The 17,757-nt window shown below is 45.1% G+C and carries 14 protein-coding genes; 11 read left to right on the top strand and 3 right to left on the bottom strand.

The genetic code is table 11. From position 1 onward, the window contains the following. Window positions 1-16: 16 nt before the first annotated feature. Window positions 17-2,110: a bifunctional rhamnulose-1-phosphate aldolase/short-chain dehydrogenase gene (locus FXV75_RS13170; RefSeq protein ID WP_148834071.1), complete on the bottom strand. Its 2,094-nt coding sequence runs from the start codon at window positions 2,108-2,110 to the stop codon at window positions 17-19. Window positions 2,111-2,309: 199 nt separating this feature from the next. On the opposite strand from FXV75_RS13170, the gene FXV75_RS13165 reads away from it, so the two are divergent. The 6 genes from FXV75_RS13165 to FXV75_RS13140 all read left to right on the top strand — a co-directional run bounded on the left by FXV75_RS13165 (window position 2,310) and on the right by FXV75_RS13140 (window position 9,546). Next, window positions 2,310-3,092: a DeoR/GlpR family DNA-binding transcription regulator gene (locus FXV75_RS13165; RefSeq protein WP_148834069.1), complete on the top strand. Its 783-nt coding sequence runs from the start codon at window positions 2,310-2,312 to the stop codon at window positions 3,090-3,092. Between the two features lie 68 nt (window positions 3,093-3,160). Next, entirely contained in the window at window positions 3,161-4,156 is a 996-nt protein-coding gene (rhaS, locus tag FXV75_RS13160; RefSeq protein ID WP_148834066.1) for a rhamnose ABC transporter substrate-binding protein, read from the top strand. 143 nt (window positions 4,157-4,299) lie between these two features. Continuing rightward, window positions 4,300-5,814: a sugar ABC transporter ATP-binding protein gene (locus FXV75_RS13155; protein ID WP_148834064.1), complete on the top strand. Its 1,515-nt coding sequence runs from the start codon at window positions 4,300-4,302 to the stop codon at window positions 5,812-5,814. After that, window positions 5,808-6,806, top strand: a complete 999-nt coding sequence (locus tag FXV75_RS13150) for an ABC transporter permease (protein WP_148834062.1) — start codon at window positions 5,808-5,810, stop codon at window positions 6,804-6,806. Before FXV75_RS13155 ends, FXV75_RS13150 begins: the two co-directional genes overlap by 7 nt. Before the next feature lie 8 nt (window positions 6,807-6,814). Then, window positions 6,815-7,834, top strand: coding sequence for an ABC transporter permease (locus FXV75_RS13145; protein WP_148834060.1), 1,020 nt, complete (start codon window positions 6,815-6,817; stop codon window positions 7,832-7,834). Next, a complete protein-coding gene (locus FXV75_RS13140; RefSeq protein WP_148834058.1) occupies window positions 7,831-9,546 on the top strand; it encodes an L-rhamnose mutarotase in 1,716 nt (571 codons plus the stop codon). Before FXV75_RS13145 ends, FXV75_RS13140 begins: the two co-directional genes overlap by 4 nt. A 111-nt stretch (window positions 9,547-9,657) precedes the next feature. Here FXV75_RS13140 and FXV75_RS13135 read toward each other — a convergent pair whose 3' ends face one another. Together FXV75_RS13135 and FXV75_RS13130 are read right to left on the bottom strand one after the other, a co-directional pair. Continuing rightward, window positions 9,658-10,044, bottom strand: coding sequence for a type II toxin-antitoxin system RelE/ParE family toxin (locus FXV75_RS13135; protein WP_148834056.1), 387 nt, complete (start codon window positions 10,042-10,044; stop codon window positions 9,658-9,660). A gap of 161 nt (window positions 10,045-10,205) precedes the next feature. After that, a complete protein-coding gene (locus FXV75_RS13130; protein ID WP_148834054.1) occupies window positions 10,206-11,228 on the bottom strand; it encodes a LacI family DNA-binding transcriptional regulator in 1,023 nt (340 codons plus the stop codon). A gap of 147 nt (window positions 11,229-11,375) precedes the next feature. Here FXV75_RS13130 and FXV75_RS13125 point away from each other — a divergent pair, with 147 nt between their 5' ends. The 5 genes from FXV75_RS13125 to FXV75_RS13105 all read left to right on the top strand — a co-directional run bounded on the left by FXV75_RS13125 (window position 11,376) and on the right by FXV75_RS13105 (window position 17,756). Next, window positions 11,376-13,694 (top strand): alpha-L-rhamnosidase, encoded by a 2,319-nt coding sequence (locus FXV75_RS13125; RefSeq protein WP_222863137.1) that lies wholly within the window; start codon window positions 11,376-11,378, stop codon window positions 13,692-13,694. A gap of 58 nt (window positions 13,695-13,752) precedes the next feature. Next, a complete protein-coding gene (locus FXV75_RS13120) occupies window positions 13,753-14,856 on the top strand; it encodes an ABC transporter substrate-binding protein (protein WP_222863136.1) in 1,104 nt (367 codons plus the stop codon). Between the two features lie 236 nt (window positions 14,857-15,092). Further along, window positions 15,093-15,953, top strand: coding sequence for a carbohydrate ABC transporter permease (locus tag FXV75_RS13115; protein WP_148834052.1), 861 nt, complete (start codon window positions 15,093-15,095; stop codon window positions 15,951-15,953). Further along, on the top strand, window positions 15,950-16,774 hold the full coding sequence (locus tag FXV75_RS13110) for a carbohydrate ABC transporter permease (protein WP_148834050.1): 825 nt from the start codon (window positions 15,950-15,952) through the stop codon (window positions 16,772-16,774). Before FXV75_RS13115 ends, FXV75_RS13110 begins: the two co-directional genes overlap by 4 nt. Before the next feature lie 4 nt (window positions 16,775-16,778). Further along, window positions 16,779-17,756 carry an ABC transporter ATP-binding protein gene (locus FXV75_RS13105; RefSeq protein ID WP_148834048.1) on the top strand — a complete coding sequence of 326 codons (978 nt, stop codon included), beginning with the start codon at window positions 16,779-16,781 and terminating at the stop codon, window positions 17,754-17,756. Window position 17,757 lies beyond the last annotated feature (1 nt).

The raw sequence follows: 17,757 nt of genomic DNA, 5'->3' as shown, positions 1-17,757 counted from the left end.
TAAATATCTAGCGTCTTTAACGAGTAAACGACGGTGCATGACCCGCGTCGACATTTAGAATATTGCCTGTCGATTTAGACGACGCATCAGACGCAAAAAAGTAAATGGCCTCGGCGATGTCTTCAGGAAATACGTTGAGCTTCAGCATGCTACGTTGACGATAATGCTCTTCCAAATCATCTGTAGACATCTTATAGGCACTGGCACGTTCCTCTTTCCATTTACCGGTCCAAATCTTTGAACCGCGCAAAACGGCATCTGGGTTAACCACATTGGAACGAATACCCAGTGGTGCACCTTCTAGGGCAACGCAGCGAGCAAGCTGAATTTCAGCCGCTTTTGCAACGCAATAGGCGCTGGCGTTTGCACTGGCAACCAAGCCGTTTTTACTGGCAATAAATACCATGTTGCCGCCCATATCCTGTTGTTTTAACAGACTAAAGGCTTCACGAGCAACCAGGAAATACCCCGTTGATAAGATGCTTTGGTTTTTATTCCATAGAGCAAGCGTGGTTTCTTCTAATGGTGCGGAAGAGGCAATGCCCGCGTTGGAAACAACGATATCCAAACCACCAAAGGCGACAGCGCAATGTTTCACTGCACGGATAACATCGTCTTCGTTGGTCACATCCATCTTGATACTAGACGCGCAATCTTTGCCAAACTCATTGTTCATATTCGCCTGAGCGGTTTGCAGAGCGTCTTCGTCTATGTCCATCAATACGATGTTGGCACCTTCTTTAGCGAGACGTTTTGCCGTCGCAAGACCAATACCGCCAGCCGCACCTGTGACCAAAGCAATATGACCAGCCAAGGACTTGGGTTTTGGCATGCGTTGCAGTTTGGCTTCTTCTAATAACCAGTATTCAATGTCGAAGGCTTCTTGTTCTGGCAAGCCAACGTATTCGCTCACGCTGTCGGCGCCACGCATGACATTAATCGCATTAACATAGAACTCGCCAGCGATTCGTGCCGTGGCTTTGTCCTTGGCAAAAGACAGCATACCGACCCCAGGAATCAAATAAATGACGGGGTTTGGATCGCGCATAGCTGGGCTGTTGTCGCGTTTACAACGATTGTAGTAACCGGCGTAATCGTCGCGGTAGTCAGCCAGGCTTTTATCTAATGACTCAATGACCTCATCTAGATTGTCTGTTTCTGGATTGTAATTGACCACAAACGGACGAATCTTAGTGCGTAAGAAATGGTCTGGGCAAGAGGTGCCCAGTTTTGCAAGACGATCTAGATCTTTAGAGTTAACTAATTGCAATACTTCGTCGGATGCATTGAAGTGACCAATTTGACGTTGTTTTTCGCTGGTTTTGCCACGAATGAGTGGCATTAAGCTCGAAACCACTTGTTGGCGTTTGTCGTCTGGTAAGGTTTTAAATAATTCGCCACCAAAGGCGGCTTTGCCGACACTTTGTTGCTCTAGCCAGTTTTGGGCTTTGTTGATGATGTCTAGCGACAGTAAATAGCAGTCTTTGCAATCATCGGCCCAAGTAAATAAGCCATGGCTTTCTAGCACGACACCTTTCAGGTGTGGGTTTTCGGTGGCGATTTTATGTAAATCCATGCCCAGCTGAAAACCTGGGCGGCGCCATGGAAGCCAGCCAATCTCGCCGTTGAAAATGTCTTCTGTGAGTTGTTTGCTGTTTTTGCTTGCCGCGATAGCGATCACCGCGTCTGGATGAAGGTGGTCAACATGAAGGTAAGGTAAATACGCATGCAGTGGGGTATCAATGCTGGCGGCACGAGAATTTAGATTGAACGTACAGTGGGGTAAGTAAGCGACCATTTCGTCTTCAAATTCTAAACCGCGATACAAGGGTAATAGCTGGTTGAGCTTGTCCAGATACAGTGTGGAAAAACCGTCTAACCCCATGGAACCAATGTCACCGCCAGAGCCTTTTACCCACAGTACTGTTGTTTTTTTGCGGCTAAGAGGGTCATTCATTTCGATTTTTGCGGAGGTATTGCCACCGCCATAATTGGTCACTCTCATATCAGAACCGAGCAAGTTTGATCGGTATTGAAGCTTCTCTGGTTCGGTCATGGACGCCGCGGTGGTATCGTCCCAACGATTTGGAAGTGTACTACTGTTATTCATTTGAAACCTCGACAAGACTCTAAACCCTTTAAATACAGGGGTTAGGAGAAAGTTATGTTATATTTGTTATGAGCAATCAGCGGGTTAAAATGATTGATAGCGTACATACTAGATCATAACCAATCATTTTCAAACATTATTTTACGAAAATGCTTGAAAATGATTGAAAAACAATTATATTAAATTTCGAGGATTATTTATGCACGAAATTGAACGGCATAGAGTGATCTTGTCTGAGGTGGATACGCGTCCGGTAGTGACAGTGACTTACTTGGTAGAAATGCTGGGATCGTCAGAAGCCACCGTACGTCGGGACATTGCATTATTAGACAAGAAAGGCTTGTTAAAAAGGGTACGAGGTGGTGCGGAGTCGCTGAACCCCCCTTCAGATGCAAGCTTGGTTGGGCGGCCTTATTCTGTGAGTCAAACCTTGAACACAGAAGTAAAGCGCAATATCGCCAAAGCCGCGACAGATCTTTTGACGGATAAAATGTCCATCATGATTAGTGGCGGTACGACGACATCCGCCATGGCCGAGCATATGCGTAATATGAAGTTGCAGGTGTTTACCAACTCATTCGTAATTGCCGATCAATTGGTAAAAAAGAGCAAATGCAGTGTGACTGTGCCGAGCGGTAAGATTCATCGGGAGCAAAATATTATCCTGAGCCCTTATCCAACGGATATCACCACACACATTTTTGCAGACATGCTCTTTATCAGTGCTTATGGCGTTAATTCTCATGGTGTGATGGAGACAGATCCTCAGATCGTACAAGCGGTAATGAAATTTATTAATCGAGCCGATCAGCGGGTGCTTTTGGTTGATAGTACAAAGTTTCAAAACCGCTCAAGTATGATCATTTGCCCTCTATCACATATTGATATCGTGATTACGGATGACGGTATCGATAACAAGAGTAAAGATATGATTGAGTCGGCAGGCTGTCGCTTAATCATTGCAGGACAACAAAAACAATAATATGCGGCTCAGATCCACAATCGCACTTTTAGCAACCGTTGGAAATGGACGCACTCTTGGAGATAACAATGAAAAGTACTTTAGTAAAATCACTGGTTCTCGCTTGTTCTACATTAGTCGCCTCCCATTCAATTGCAGCCGAAGAAGTGCGTGTTGCTTTGTTGGTCAAAGCCATGGGGATTGGTTTCTTTGAAGCGGCTTATCGCGGTGCAGAAGAAGCGAGAAAAGAGCTGGGTGATGTAGAAATTATCTACACCGGCCCCACGTCCACTACGGCCGAAGGTCAAATCGAAATCATCAACTCGCTAATCGCACAACGTGTCGATGCCATTGCCGTATCTGCCAATGATGCAGATGCCCTAGTGCCTTCGCTCAAGAAAGCACAACAACGTGGCATCAAAGTCATCTCTTGGGATTCTGGTGTGGGCCAAGCCGGTCGAGAAGTGCATTTAAACCCATCGAGTAACAGTCTCATCGGCCGTATGAACGTGAAATTAGCGGCAGATGCCGTGGCTCAGAAAGGTAAAACATCTGGCACTTTTGCGATTTTGAGTGCGACCCCTACCTCGACTAATCAAAATATCTGGATCGAGGAAATGAAAAAATCCTTGGGTGAATTCTCCAATTTAAAACTGGTTGACACAGTTTATGGTGATGACTTGGCGGATAAAAGTTTCCGTGAAGCGACCGCTTTGATCAAAAATCACCCTGATCTAGATGTGATCGTGGCACCAACTACGGTTGGTATTTTGGCGGCCGCGCAAGCTGTTAGCGATTTGGGATTAACAGGCAAAGTGTACGTGACTGGTTTGGGTCTTCCTTCTGAATTAGCAGGTCATGTGCACAGTGGTGCCATTCATAGCTTTGCTATCTGGAACCCAATCGATCTTGGTTATTCAGCAACCATGCTGGCTTACAACCTTGTGAAAGGCAAAGGCACGAAAACCGAAATTCCAATGGGTCGTATGGGCACGCTTGAGCTAGACAAAAATGGCGACGGCGCAATGGCGAAGCCTTTTATATACGATGCTTCAAACGTTGATGAATTCTCTTCAATTTTCTAGTCGCTATTAACCCCCTCCCAACCTCCCCCTTAGCAGGGGGAGGAGCTAAGAGCTTTTGTTCCCTCCCTTTATGAAGGGGAGGGCTAGGGTGGGGTTTTACTTGTTCAATAATTTCATAATGAATAACAATAAGAGCAGCCGTTATGAACAATGCAATTTTTAGTCTAAAAAAGGTGAGTAAGGTTTTCCCTGGTGTGAAAGCGCTGGATGGTGTCGACCTTCATCTTTATCCTGGCCAAGTGACCGCTTTGATCGGTGAAAACGGCGCAGGTAAATCGACTCTAGTAAAAACCATGACAGGCATTTATCAGCCGGATGGTGGGGAAATTATTTTTAATGGTAAGCCTGTGCAGTTTCACTCCCCTCATGACTCCCATGCCTTAGGTATCACTGCGATCCATCAGGAAACCGTGTTGTTTGATGATCTGACGGTGGCCGAAAATATCTTTTTGGGTAATTACCCAATGAAAAAAGGCCCGATGACCAAACATTTTTCCATTGATTGGCCTGCGATGGTGACTCGCTCTCAAGAAATTTTGTCGTCAATCAATGCTCACATGAACCCTAATCAAATTTTACGCGAATTAAGTATTGGCCAAAAACACATGGTCGGTATCGCTCGCGCTTTGTCTGTTGATGCCAAAGTAGTGATTTTGGATGAGCCAACAGCGGCGTTATCTCATCATGAAATTCACGAGCTTTATGAACTGGTAAATACGTTAAGAGATCAAGGCAAAGCGATTCTTTTTATAACCCACAAGTTCGATGAAATTTTCACCTTGGCAGATCGCTATACCGTGTTTCGTGATGGCAGTTATGTGGGGGAAGGTTTTATCAAAGACACCAATGAAGCGCAGTTGGTGGAAATGATGGTGGCGCGTAGCATCGAAGCAACATACCCCAAAAAAGACGTAGAAATTGGCGAAACACTTTTAGAAGTTAGTAACTTATGTCACACAACGGAATTTGCCGATATTAGTTTTAGCCTTAAAAAAGGTGAGATCCTTGGCGTTTATGGTCTGGTAGGTTCTGGCAGAACGGAAGTGATGCAGGCTTTGTTTGGTACCACGGATCATGTGACTGGCTCTGTCAAAATGAATGGTAAAGAAGTGATTATTCACTCACCCAAAGAGGCTATTGATAACGGCATTGTGTATGTGCCAGAAGAGCGTCAGAAACAAGGCATAGTGCTTGAATTACCCATTTATCAGAACGTTAGTTTGCCGCAGATGGAGCGTTTAGCGAAACACGGACAAATAGACCAAGAAGGCGAAATGGCATTGGCTCGCCAATATTGTGAGCGTTTGCAGGTTAAAGCGTCTTGTTGGGATGAAAAGGTGATGAACCTATCGGGTGGTAATCAACAAAAAGTCGTTATCGCTAAATGGCTCGCCACCAACCCGAAAGTCATCATTTTGGATGAGCCAACCAAAGGTATTGATATAGGCTCGAAAGCGGCGGTGCATGAGTTTATGTCTGAGCTGGTGGATTCAGGCTTGTCTGTGATCATGGTGTCGTCGGAGTTACCAGAAATTCTTGGTATGTCAGATCGTATATTGGTGATGAACGAAGGCCTAATTGTCGGTGAATTATCACGTGCTGACGCAACGCCTGAGAAGGTGGTTTCTCTTGCAACTGGGGGAAGTGTGACATGTTAAAACGTTTAATTTACTCCCGTGAAGGCGTGCTCAGTATCATTGTGCTGGCGATGTTTTTTGGTGTTGGAGTGATCAGTCCTGATTTTATTAGTCTATCGAATAGTGTCAGCATTTTTAACGACACATCGATTCTGATCATGCTAGCGTTGGGGCAAATGTTAGTCATTCTAACGCGTTGTATTGATTTGTCTGTGGCCGCCAACGTGGCCTTTACTGGCATGTTTGTCGCCATGGTGAATCAATATTTCCCCGAGCTTCATATGTCATTGTTGATATTTTTATCGCTGTTTATTGGCGCCTTGTTAGGGGCGATTAACGGCTTATTTGTTTGGCTATTAAAAGTGCCTTCTATTGTGATTACCCTTGGTACCATGAGTATTTATCGTGGCGCGACGTTTCTATTATCAGACGGTGCGTGGGTGAATTCTCACCAAATGAGCGAGTCTTTTATAGGCTTACCCCGCTATGAAATTTTATCCATGCCTGTGCTTGGCTGGATGGCCGTCGCTGCCATTATCTTATTTTTCTGGGCAATGAAGTTCAGTGTATGGGGACGTAACTTTTATTCGGCAGGCGGCAACCCAATGGCCGCATTTTACTCCGGTGTAAACGTGGGTAAGGTGCAGTTTTATGCTTTTTTAGTGTCGGGTACCTTATCTGGTTTATGTGGATATTTGTGGGTATCGCGCTTTGCGGTTGCCTATGTGGATGTTGCCAATGGCTTTGAACTGCAAGTAATCGCAGCGTGCGTGATTGGTGGTGTGAGTATCGTTGGCGGTTTGGGCTCAGTGGTGGGCTGCGTGATTGGCGCCTTGTTTATCGGCGTGGTGAATAACGCCTTGCCCATTATTGGTGTCTCACCGTTTTGGCAAATGGCGATTTCTGGTTTGGTCATTATTATCGCCGTCATAGCCAATGCAACATCAGGCAAAGATAAGGCGAGGATTATCTTACGTAACCCCAATGCAAATGACGAAATACGAGCTAATTAGAGGCGCATATGGATACAACAATAAAAAAATCAGCAACGCCGGATTCAATGTTTACCAGCAAACTACAGGGCTTGCTACGCTGGGAAAGTTTTTTGGTCTTAATCGTCTTTTTAGTCTGCGTGATGAATTCTTATTTATCCCCTTACTTTTTAGACCCTTGGAATCTATCGGATGCGACCTTTAACTTTACCGAAAAAGCCTTAATCGCTTTGCCGATGGCGATGCTGATTATCGCCAAAGAAATTGATATTTCTGTGGCGGCTATTATTTCGCTTTCCAGTACCTTGATGGGGTTAGTCGCACAAATGGGCGCACCCGTTTATGCGGTCGCATTGGTTGGCATTTTGGCGGGCGCGGCTTGTGGTCTGTTTAATGGCATCTTGGTGACGCGTTTCAAGATTCCCTCCATTGTGGTGACAATCGGTACCATGAGTTTATTTCGTGGTATTAGCTATATCTTGTTGGGCGACCAAGTTGTACGAGACTATCCTGATGGCTTTGAGTTCTTTGGGCAAGGTTATGTTTATTGGGTATTTTCGTTTGAGCTGGTGTTGTTTGCCTTCTTTGCCTTGGTGTTTTATTGGTTGCTGCATCGCACTACGTTTGGTCGTTACACCTATGCGATTGGTAATAACCCGACAGCGTCTTATTACTCAGGTATTAAGGTAGATAAACACCGTTTGATTCTCTTTACCTTGGTCGGTGTGATGTCTGGCGTTGCTTCTATTCTGCTTACTTCTCGTTTAGGTAGCACGCGCCCGAGTATTGCTATGGGTTGGGAGCTTAGCATTATCACCATGGTAGTGCTGGGCGGTGTGAGTATTCTGGGCGGTAGCGGCACCATTGCTGGCGTGGTGTTGGCGGTGATCCTAATGGGCTTGGTCACCTTTGGTATGGGGCTGTTGAATATTCCGGGCATCGTCATGACGATCATCGTTGGCGTGATGTTAATTACGGTCGTAAGTTTGCCCGTACTGATTACTATGTATAAAACTTCCCTTAAACGAAAAGAGGCAAAAGCGTTATGAGATATGCCTCAGTGATGTATTTGCACAAAGGTTGTGAAGAAGAATACAAGAAACGACATGATGAACTCTGGCCAGAGCTTGCTGAGCACCTTAAGCAACATGGCATCCGCAATTATTATATTCACTTGGATGCTAATGAGAGTGACCAAAACGCAAACCGATTGTATGCCACCTTTGATGCGGATGATCTGGACTCTGACGCGTTAGCCGATCATCCCGTTATGCAGCGTTGGTGGGAATACATGGCGGACATCATGGAAACCGAAACACCATCGTTTGAACCTGTCGCTGATGCGCTGCAAGAAGTGTTTCGCTTTAATGTGTTGCAGCCAGATAAAACGCGTGTGGTGGCGGTGCTAGACATTGGTAAAACCAACATTAAGATCTGCCTAATGGACGGGCAAACTGGCGCGTTATTGCATATTGAAAAACGTGTTAATGGCGTCGTTGACGCGTCGCCATATCCTCATGTGGATGTGGATTCTATTTGGCAGTGGATCAAAGATACCCTTGCCGATTTAGCCCCGCGCTATTTTATTGCCAGCATTGCGATTACGACACATGGGGCAACCATTGCCTGCATGAAGGGTGACCAACTTGCCTTGCCGATACTGGATTATGAATACGATGGCGTGTCTGAGCTAAAAGCAGAGTACGATGCGGCACGTCCAGACTTTAGTGAGTCTTTTAGCCCGAGATTGCCGCAAGGCTTGAACCTTGGAACGCAATTGTTTTGGCAACAAGAACGTTTTGCAGATGAGTTCGCCGAGGTTGATTCGTTACTCTTATATCCGCAATTTTGGGGTTATAAGCTCAGTGGTAACAAGGCAGCAGAAGTGACCTCGTTAGGTTGCCACACCGATCTTTGGAATCCGACTAACTGCCAATTCTCGTCTTTGTGTGAACAGCAAAAATGGTCAGAATTATTTCCTGAGGTGATGGAAACTGGCGCGAAGCTGGGTACCATCTTGCCCGAATTAGCGAATGAACTTGGTTTGCCTGCAAGCTGCGTTATTTTCAATGGCATACACGATTCTAACGCGTCTCTGGTGCCCTACATCGGGCAACCGATGGAAAAACTCACTGTGGTGTCTAGCGGCACTTGGACGGTCATTGCCACCATTAATGGTAAACTGGATTCGCTACAAGAAGACAAAGACATGCTCGCCAATGTGGACGCCCTTGGCCGTGCCACACCGACGATTCGCTTTATGGGCGGGCGTGAGTGGGAGCAGCTGCGCAGTGACAGCAAAGCCACCTTTATTGACGTTAGCTTCATCCTCGAACACGGCATTTTAGCGATGCCTGCCTTTGCCAAAGGCGGCGGGCCCTTTGCCCGCTGCGAAGGGCGTATTATTAACCGTGGTTTGGAATTAACGCCCGCTCAGCAGTCAGCTTTGGCGGATGTGTACGTGGCTTTGATGACGGATTATTGTCTGGATCTGATGGACAGCAGCGACACCGTGATCGTCGAAGGCGCATTCAGCAATAACATTAACTTCCTCACCTTATTGGCTTGCATGCGCAGCCAAAACGAAATCTACGCGTCTCGCGATGTCACCGGCACCTCCGGCGGCGCGGCATTGCTTTCGAACAAAAGCTTAAAGCTAAAAGGCCGTCTTAGCCTTGCTCTGTGTGACTCGCAAATAAAACCACTGCTTAATCTGTATCGTCAGCAATGGCGGGATTTAGTGGGGGAGTTGTCGCTTTAGCTAAATGTAATTCGGCTATAACAAAACCATTAACAACGTCTCACTCCGACACCGGTGCGAACTTTCATGAGGCGTTGTATGTGGTTTTTTATAGTCTTGTAGATGGAAACATTACACCAAACGGATTTCTAGTTTTTTACCCAGTGCAGTAGCAAAGCGCTCAAGAGTCGATAGTTTCACATCATCCGAATGGTTCTCAATGCGAGATATAGCGCTTTTTTGAGTTTTCTTTTGAAAGTCGTGATTTAAGACGACCAAGTTGTCGCCATCAAAGAAACCTAATAAACGAAATATATTACCGCTAACTTGTATGCGCACTTCCCAGATGTTATCTGTATCCATCAACTGTTTAAGGTAAGTGGACGGCTCTGCATCAAGTTCTTCAACTAACTGAAGTACCCAAGCAACTTTCTGGGCTTGTTTGTTAGAAAGTGAATCTAGAAACTCGGCTACTGGGGACTTACCATCTTCCGTGATGTAAAAATTTATATTCCTCATATTCAAGTGTTAACATTAAAGTGAACTTTCTCAAGGCTTAATGTTTACATATAGGTGAACTTTAGGGCGGTTGATGAAATGGTAACTTTGACATTAAAACCACTAAAAACGCCTTATTTTAATTCTGATTCGAGCGCTTCATAACGAGTTATTAATGAGCCCTAGTGCGAGTTTCGGGATATTAATGACGGTTCAACCAGAAGGTGTTTAGGCGCGACTCTGCCCTTTATGCGTTCTAAAAGCGCATTGGCGGCGAGTTCGCCTTGTTGTTCTGCTTGCTGATCAATACTAGAGAGATTGACCATAGAGTAGGACGCTAATGGCGTATTATCGTAACCAATAATGAAAACGTCTTTTTGCGGTGTGAGTTGGCGTTTTATACATTCGTCTAACAAGGGAATGGCGTGAATGTCACTCCAGCAAAAAATCGCACACGGCAGCGTTTGTTCATCTAAAAAAAGAGCGAGTTCTTTTTTAAGTTCGTCTTCGTTATTGGATGCTCTAAAAATGAGTTTTTCAGTTACATCGCTATAGTTTGCTTCGCTTAGAGTGTCCAAAAAACCGCGTTCACGTTCTTGATTTAGGTCGACTTTATTAAACTCTCGTAGCGGTTGACTGATCATCTTTATGTTTTTTATGCCCTTCTCGACGAGCGCCTTAGTGGCCAATCTTGCGCCTAAGAAATCATCGCCATTGATGGTATCAAAGCTTGTTGCTGTATTTTCAATGTGACCAATAACGGCCATAGGAACCTGCTTAGCATACTGGGCTAACGCAGAATCAGACAGGTGAGGCGCGACTAGAATGAGCCCATCGACATTGTTATCTATCATGGATTCTATAAGTGAAGACTCGATAGACAGCTCGCTTTGCCCTAAGCCTATCAGCATTTTGTAACCTGATTTGGAGAGTGTCGCGTTGATTTTTTCCAGCAATTTTGGCAAATAGGCATTGCCCAAATTGACAATCAGCACCCCTATTGTAAAGGTCTTACCTCGCATGCCTCTTGCCGAGGTGTTTGGTCTGTAACCTAGCTTCTTAATTGATTTCTCTACTTTTTCTTTCAGTGATGGGCTCACGCCATACGCACTTCGGATCACCTTGGAAACGGCAGCCACAGATACGTCGGCGTCTTTCGCCACATCCTTTATGGTGATTTTTTTGATGATTTTTTCAATTTGCATGTAAGGCCGTTTACTTAAGGAAATAGTATTTTTTTTAAAATTTTATAGAAAGTACTTGAAATGAGGTTTTGTTTCTACATATTATTTGTATAACGTTCTACACTTTTACAAAGTCATTATAAAAATAAGCAAAAAGGACTACTTAATATGCGTAATAAAGCTTCATCCCATCTACGTGGTTTAGCGGTAACTTGGGACGCCGATATGATCTCGCCATTATGTGATGGCGGTGTTGGGTCTCGTTCAAGTTTTGTTTGTTCCGAGTTTGTGTTGCCAGCCATTAACAGTGCTGTGCACTTAAATGTCTCGGCGCTAGGCTTGTACCAGGTATTCTTGAATGGTCGTAAGGTGGGAGACGATTACCTTACCCCCGGTCTTACGTGTTATGACGACCGCCTTTCTTTTCAAACCTATGAAGTAAATGAATACCTACAACCTGGTATTAATAAAATCGAAATTTGGCTCGCAGATGGCTGGTATCGTTCGCAGATAATGTGGGAAGACTGCAAAATCTTAAATTGCTGGGGCGACACACTTGGCGTGATTGCACAGCTTCAAGTAGATAATGAGACAGTGTGTAAGACGGATGACAGTTGGCGTTCCGGTGTTACTCCTGTGTTGCAATCTGGTCTCTATTTTGGCGAAGATTATGACGCGCGCGAAGACACGCTCGTCGTCTCCCATGGTGTGAAAAAAATCGAGTTTGATAATGCGTTATTGGTGCAACATGAAACCAATGCAGTGAAAGCATTACCCGCGGTCGCCCCTCTTAAAACCTGGCAAGAAAACGACGATCTGATTGTAGATTTTGGGCAGAATTGCAGCGGTGTTATCCGCTTAAAAGCGGAAGGGGAAAGAGGAGCAAAGCTGTACATCGATTTTGCGGAAGTATTAGACGGTGAAGGGCGTTTTGATCGCCGAAATTACCGCGCAGCTCGTGTGGCAAACCAATATACATTAAGCGGACATGGCATTGAATCGTATGAACCTCGTTTCACTTTTATGGGCTTTCGCTACGCCAGAGTGAAAATAACAGGCAATGCCAAGTTGCATGCTATTCAACAGATTCCTCTCACCTCGGTTCCGCAAGTCATGGCTGGATTTGAGTGTGATGTCCCTGCGGTTAATCGACTTGTACAAAATACTCTATGGTCACAACGTTCAAACTTCATTGAAATCCCAACCGATTGTCCGCAACGAGATGAGCGCTTAGGCTGGACTGGCGATGCTCAGGTGTTCGCGGGGACGGCTTGTTGGTTGGCCGACTGTGAGTCGTTTTTTATTAAGTATTTACGTGATGTGATGCACGACCAACGTCCTAACGGCGCGATTTCGCATTTTTCTCCCGATCCGACTCGACTTTATCCCGATAAGTTTTTCGGTGATTGGGCGGGGTCTACAGGCTGGGGAGATGTGATTACCGTGATGCCTTGGCAGTTGTATTTGCATTATGGCAACGTGGATGTGCTTAAAGAATGTTTTCCTGCCATACAGCGTTGGGTGGATTACCTTTGGTCTATCTCTGACGGCCCGATCATAAAACCGAACCTAAAATGGGGCGCACATGGTTTTACCTTTGGTGATTGGTTGCAGCCAGTTGGCGATAATCGTAAACCTCGGCCTACCATTGCGGATGATTGTGCGGCGACTCTTTATCACTACATTTCCACAGACATAGCTGCAAAAGTGGCGAACCTTCTTGCTCAGACGGATGCCTCTGCTGCACTAGAACAACGTGCTGCGCGTATAAAAACCGCCTTCGCCGATGAGTATTTTAGCAACACGGGACGTCTTGCGCACAATGATCAAACCTCTTACGCACTGGCATTTTTATACGATTTGGTGCCAGAGCAGTATTTCCAGTCTGCCAAGCAATATTTTCACGATGTGATCGTGGACGCTGACTATCTTATCGGTACAGGCTTTATTGGGACGCCAGCCTTGTTACCAGCGTTAAGCAAGCTTGGTATGACGGATTTGGCTGAAAAGGTGTTTTTAAACAACAAGGTGCCAGGATGGTTATATCAAGTTGAGCGTGGCGCAACGACCATTTGGGAGCGCTGGGATGCGATTGGTCAAGACGGCACTATTTATGATCCTGATATGAACAGTTACAACCATTATGCCTATGGCGCTGTTTGTCAGTGGTTGTTCGAGTCCGTCGCAGGCGTCAGTCCGGTTGCACAGGCTCCTGGTTATCAAGAAGTATTGATTGATCCTACTTTTTTACCCGCCTTAGGTCAGGTCTCTATGTGGCATGATTGTCGTTTAGGGCGGATAGAAGCCAGTTGGAAACTGGAGGGCAACAAAGCCATCTACACGCTTTCTTTACCAGAGGGTTGCTCGGGAACTTTGCCTCTTAGCAAGCATAAAGGTGACGTTCAGGTGAATGGCCAACGAGTGAATGATGTGGCGAGTAAAATGGTGTATTTAACTGGAAAAAATGAGCTGATCTTTGGTCTTTAGCCTGTGGTTTTAAAGACTGTTTTTTTACCCAACAATAAATTTAAAAAGAGGGTGTAATATGAAAAATAAAGCGAACAAACTGATTTTCTCAACGATGGTTGTATTGGGCTCGTCTGTCTCACTGGCGACTGAGCTTAGTATACTGGTTGACAACAGCCCAGATACGGTAGCTTTAACGCAAGCACTGACTTCCGCTTACAGTAAACTTAACCCAGATGTCACGTTTGATGTCGAGTTAAGGCCCGGAGGAGGAGAGGGCGATAATATCGTCAAGACGCGCCTTGCGACGGGAGAGATGTCAGACATTTTTCTCTACAACTCAGGCTCGTTATTACAAGCATTACGGCCATCGAGAACACTTGAGCCGATCAATGATATTGCCAATTATTCGAACATTTTATCCAGTTTTACCAGTACGGTGAGTGATGCTACTGGAAATGTTTATGCCGTTCCGGTTCAAACCGCAATGGGTGGCGGTATATTTTACAATAAGCGTGTTTATGCAGAGCTAGGGCTTAAAGTGCCAAAAACATGGCAAGAGTTTATGGACAACTCTGCGGTCATCGCTGAAAAATCAGAGGTTGCGCCTATTGCGCAAACGTATCGAGATACATGGACATCACAATTGCTTGTCCTTTCTGATTTTTTTAATGTGCAGGCAGAAAACCCAAGTTTTGCGACGGATTATACGAATAACAAGGCTAAGTTTGCCACGACACCTGCGGCATTGAGAGGCTTTGAAAAGCTTCAGCAGGTGTCTGAAGCTGGCTATTTGAATGACTATTATGGGGCGGCAACTTATAACGATGGCCTAAACATGGTTGCGACGGGTAAAGCGGCCCACTATCCCATGCTGACGTTTGCTATTCCCTCTATTAAGCTGAACACACCAGATTACATTGAAGATGTTGGGTTCTTTGCTCAACCCGGAGATGACGCGGATAAAAATGGTTTAACGGTTTGGATGCCGGCTGGGTATTACATTCCAAAAGAAAGTAAACACAAGCAAGAAGCCAAAGCTTTCCTGAATTACATCGCAACGGTCGACGCTTGTGATGTCATTACCAAAGCCATTGGTGCCAACGGCCCATATCTAATCAAAGGCTGTACCCTACCGGATAATGTGTACCCAGCCGTGAAAGACATGTTGCCTTATTTTTAAGAAGAAGGCCGTACGGCTCCCGCTTTAGAGTTCCTTTCGCCCATAAAAGGTCCAATGCTTGAACAACTGACCGTTGAAGTGGGATCGGGCATTCGAAACGCGCAATCAGCGGCTGAGCTTTATGACCAAGATGTTGCGAAGCAGGCTAGACAACTGAATCTACCAAATTGGTAAGGGCTTTACCTCCTTGTTAGTACCGTATAAAAGCGACTAACAAGGAGGTGATTGGAGGATTTATGAAAAGTAGTCGATCTTACCCATATTGGTTTATTTTGCCAGGAGGGCTGGTGTATCTGGTGCTATTTCTAGTGCCAACGGTTGCCGCTTTTTGGTTTAGTTTGACCCATTGGGATTTATTTGAAACCCGCTTTATTGGCTTAGAGAATTATCGTCAGTTTTTGAAGGAGCCCTTTTTAATAACTGGCGTTGTTAATACGGTGATTTTTGGTGTGCTTACATCCATAGCTAAGTCCGTTTTGGGATTGTTACTGGCTGTTTTATTAACATCAGGCTTACTCGGGCAAAGCTTCTTAAGGACCTTGATCTTTTTCCCTGTTTTGGTCTCTACCATAGGTGTCGGTATCGCTTTCGCAGAGATCATGCACCCAGCAAGAGGGATGCTAAATGTAGGGTTAAGTTATTTTGGTATTCAAGGCCCTGCTTGGCTTATCGATCCTAATTTGGCGCTTTTCTCTGTTGTCTTGGTGGATATTTGGAAGGGAGTTGGGCTGGCAACACTGATTTATATTGCGGGTCTTGCGACTATCAGTTCCGATTACTATGAAGCGGCACGTATCGATGGGGCCACTAAGTTGCAGATGTTTTTCCGGATTACGGTTCCTTTGGTTCGTCCTGCGACAGTAACCGTGGTGACTCTTTCTTTGATTGGTGGCCTACGCTCTTTTGATATTATCTGGGCGATGACAAAAGGCGGTCCTGGATTTTCGTCCGACGTACTAGCATCGGTTATCTACAAACAATATCAGGCTGGTTTCTATGGGCTTTCTACCGCGGGCAATATCATTTTGTTTGCATTGGTGGCTTTGCTTGTGATTCCGCTAACGTATTGGTTTAACCGTAGAGAGGTGGATTTATGAAACGCCAGCAAGTGATCAATGGTGTTATTGCTCTGACTATTGGGATTTTACTCTTTGTCACCCCCTTTATTTTCATTGGCTTGACGGCGGTGAAATCGGCTGCAGAAGCGTCTCAATTAGGCCTATCATGGCCTTCTGAATGGTTGTTCTGGGAAAATTTGGTCGCGGTGGTTCAAGCAAGAAATTACATGTTGCTGTTAGCCTATTTTAATTCAACCGTGATTACTGTTGGGGCTATTTCATTGTTGGTTATTTTTGCAGCTATGATTGGTTATGTCATACAAAGAAGACCATCGAAATGGAATGGCTTTATTTACGCCTTGATATTGGCCGGATTAATGATTCCTCCCGCCGTTGTGCCAACGATCTGGCTCCTGAAAGAACTGCACTTATTTAAAACCCTGCACGGTATGATTTTGATACAGGTGGCCTATGGTCTTTCTTTCTCGGTACTGCTGTTTCGTTCTTTTATTGCCAGCATTCCAAGAGACTTAGATGAAGCCGCGATCATTGATGGTGCCAAACCTTGGCAGGTGTTTTTTAAGGTCATATTGCCGCTGTTAAAACCGGTCACTGTAACGGTGATCTTGGTGCAATCTGTCACCATATTTAATGACTTTACCAACCCTCTGTATTACTTGCCGGGTAAAGAGAACGTCACGGTTCAGTTAACGCTTTATAACTTTCAAAGTCAGTTCTCTTCGCAAATGAACTTGTTGTTTATGAACATTCTTCTTGTCACCATTCCACCTTTGATTATGTTTATTTTCTTTAATAAGCAAATTGTAAAAGGGATGACCGCAGGTGCAGTAAAAGGATAAAACCATGGCTACCGTAAAATTAAAAAATATACACAAAGAATTTAATGGCGTTAAAATTTTAAAAGGCATTGATTTAGACGTGGAGGATGGTAAGTTTTGCGTCTTTGTCGGGCCTTCTGGCTGTGGTAAATCCACCTTGTTGCGTATTATCTCTGGTTTGGAAGACGCAACCAGTGGCTTGATTGAGATCGCAGGAAAGGATGTCACCCGGTCCGACCCCATTGATCGTGGCATTGCCATGGTGTTTCAAAGTTATGCACTTTATCCACACTTGACGGTTAGAGACAATATTGGCTTTGGTTTAAGTCTGGCTAAACGCCCTAAAAGCGAAATTACTGAGCGAGTAAATGCTGCAGCGAAGATGTTGCAACTTGAATCCCTGCTGGATCGCAAACCCAAAGATTTATCTGGTGGGCAGCGCCAGCGAGTGGCGATTGGCCGTGCCATTGTGCGAGAGCCAGAAGTCTTCCTGTTTGATGAGCCGCTTTCTAATTTGGATGCGGCGCTACGTTCAAAAATGCGTATCGAATTGACCGAACTGCACAGCACCTTGAATGCCACCATGATCTACGTTACCCACGATCAAATAGAAGCCATGACAATGGCCGATAAAATTGTGGTGTTAAACGCGGGTCATATTGAGCAAGTTGGCTCGCCTATGGAGCTATATCATCATCCGAAAACGCCTTTTGTGGCGGGTTTTATTGGCAGTCCTAAAATGAATTTATTTGATGGCACTGTTGCCAAGGAACATAACGCGGATCTTTACGGAATACGTCCTGAGCATTTGACGTTATCGTTAGAAGAAGGGAAATGGCAAGGCGTGATTAAACACATCGAACATCTAGGTGCTGACGCCATTCTTCATATTAGCGTGGCTGATTTAGGTATGCTGGTGGCCCGTGCGGATGGCGATTTTTCTGCTGGTGTGGGGAGTACTATTTACGCTACACCACAGGAAGGGAAAGAGCATATTTTTTAGG

The sequence above is a fragment of the Marinomonas sp. IMCC 4694 genome, assembly GCF_008122525.1.
Lineage (GTDB): Bacteria > Pseudomonadota > Gammaproteobacteria > Pseudomonadales > Marinomonadaceae > Marinomonas.
The sequence above is the reverse complement of the archived record's forward strand: the minus strand, read 5'-3'. Positions and strand labels throughout refer to the sequence as shown.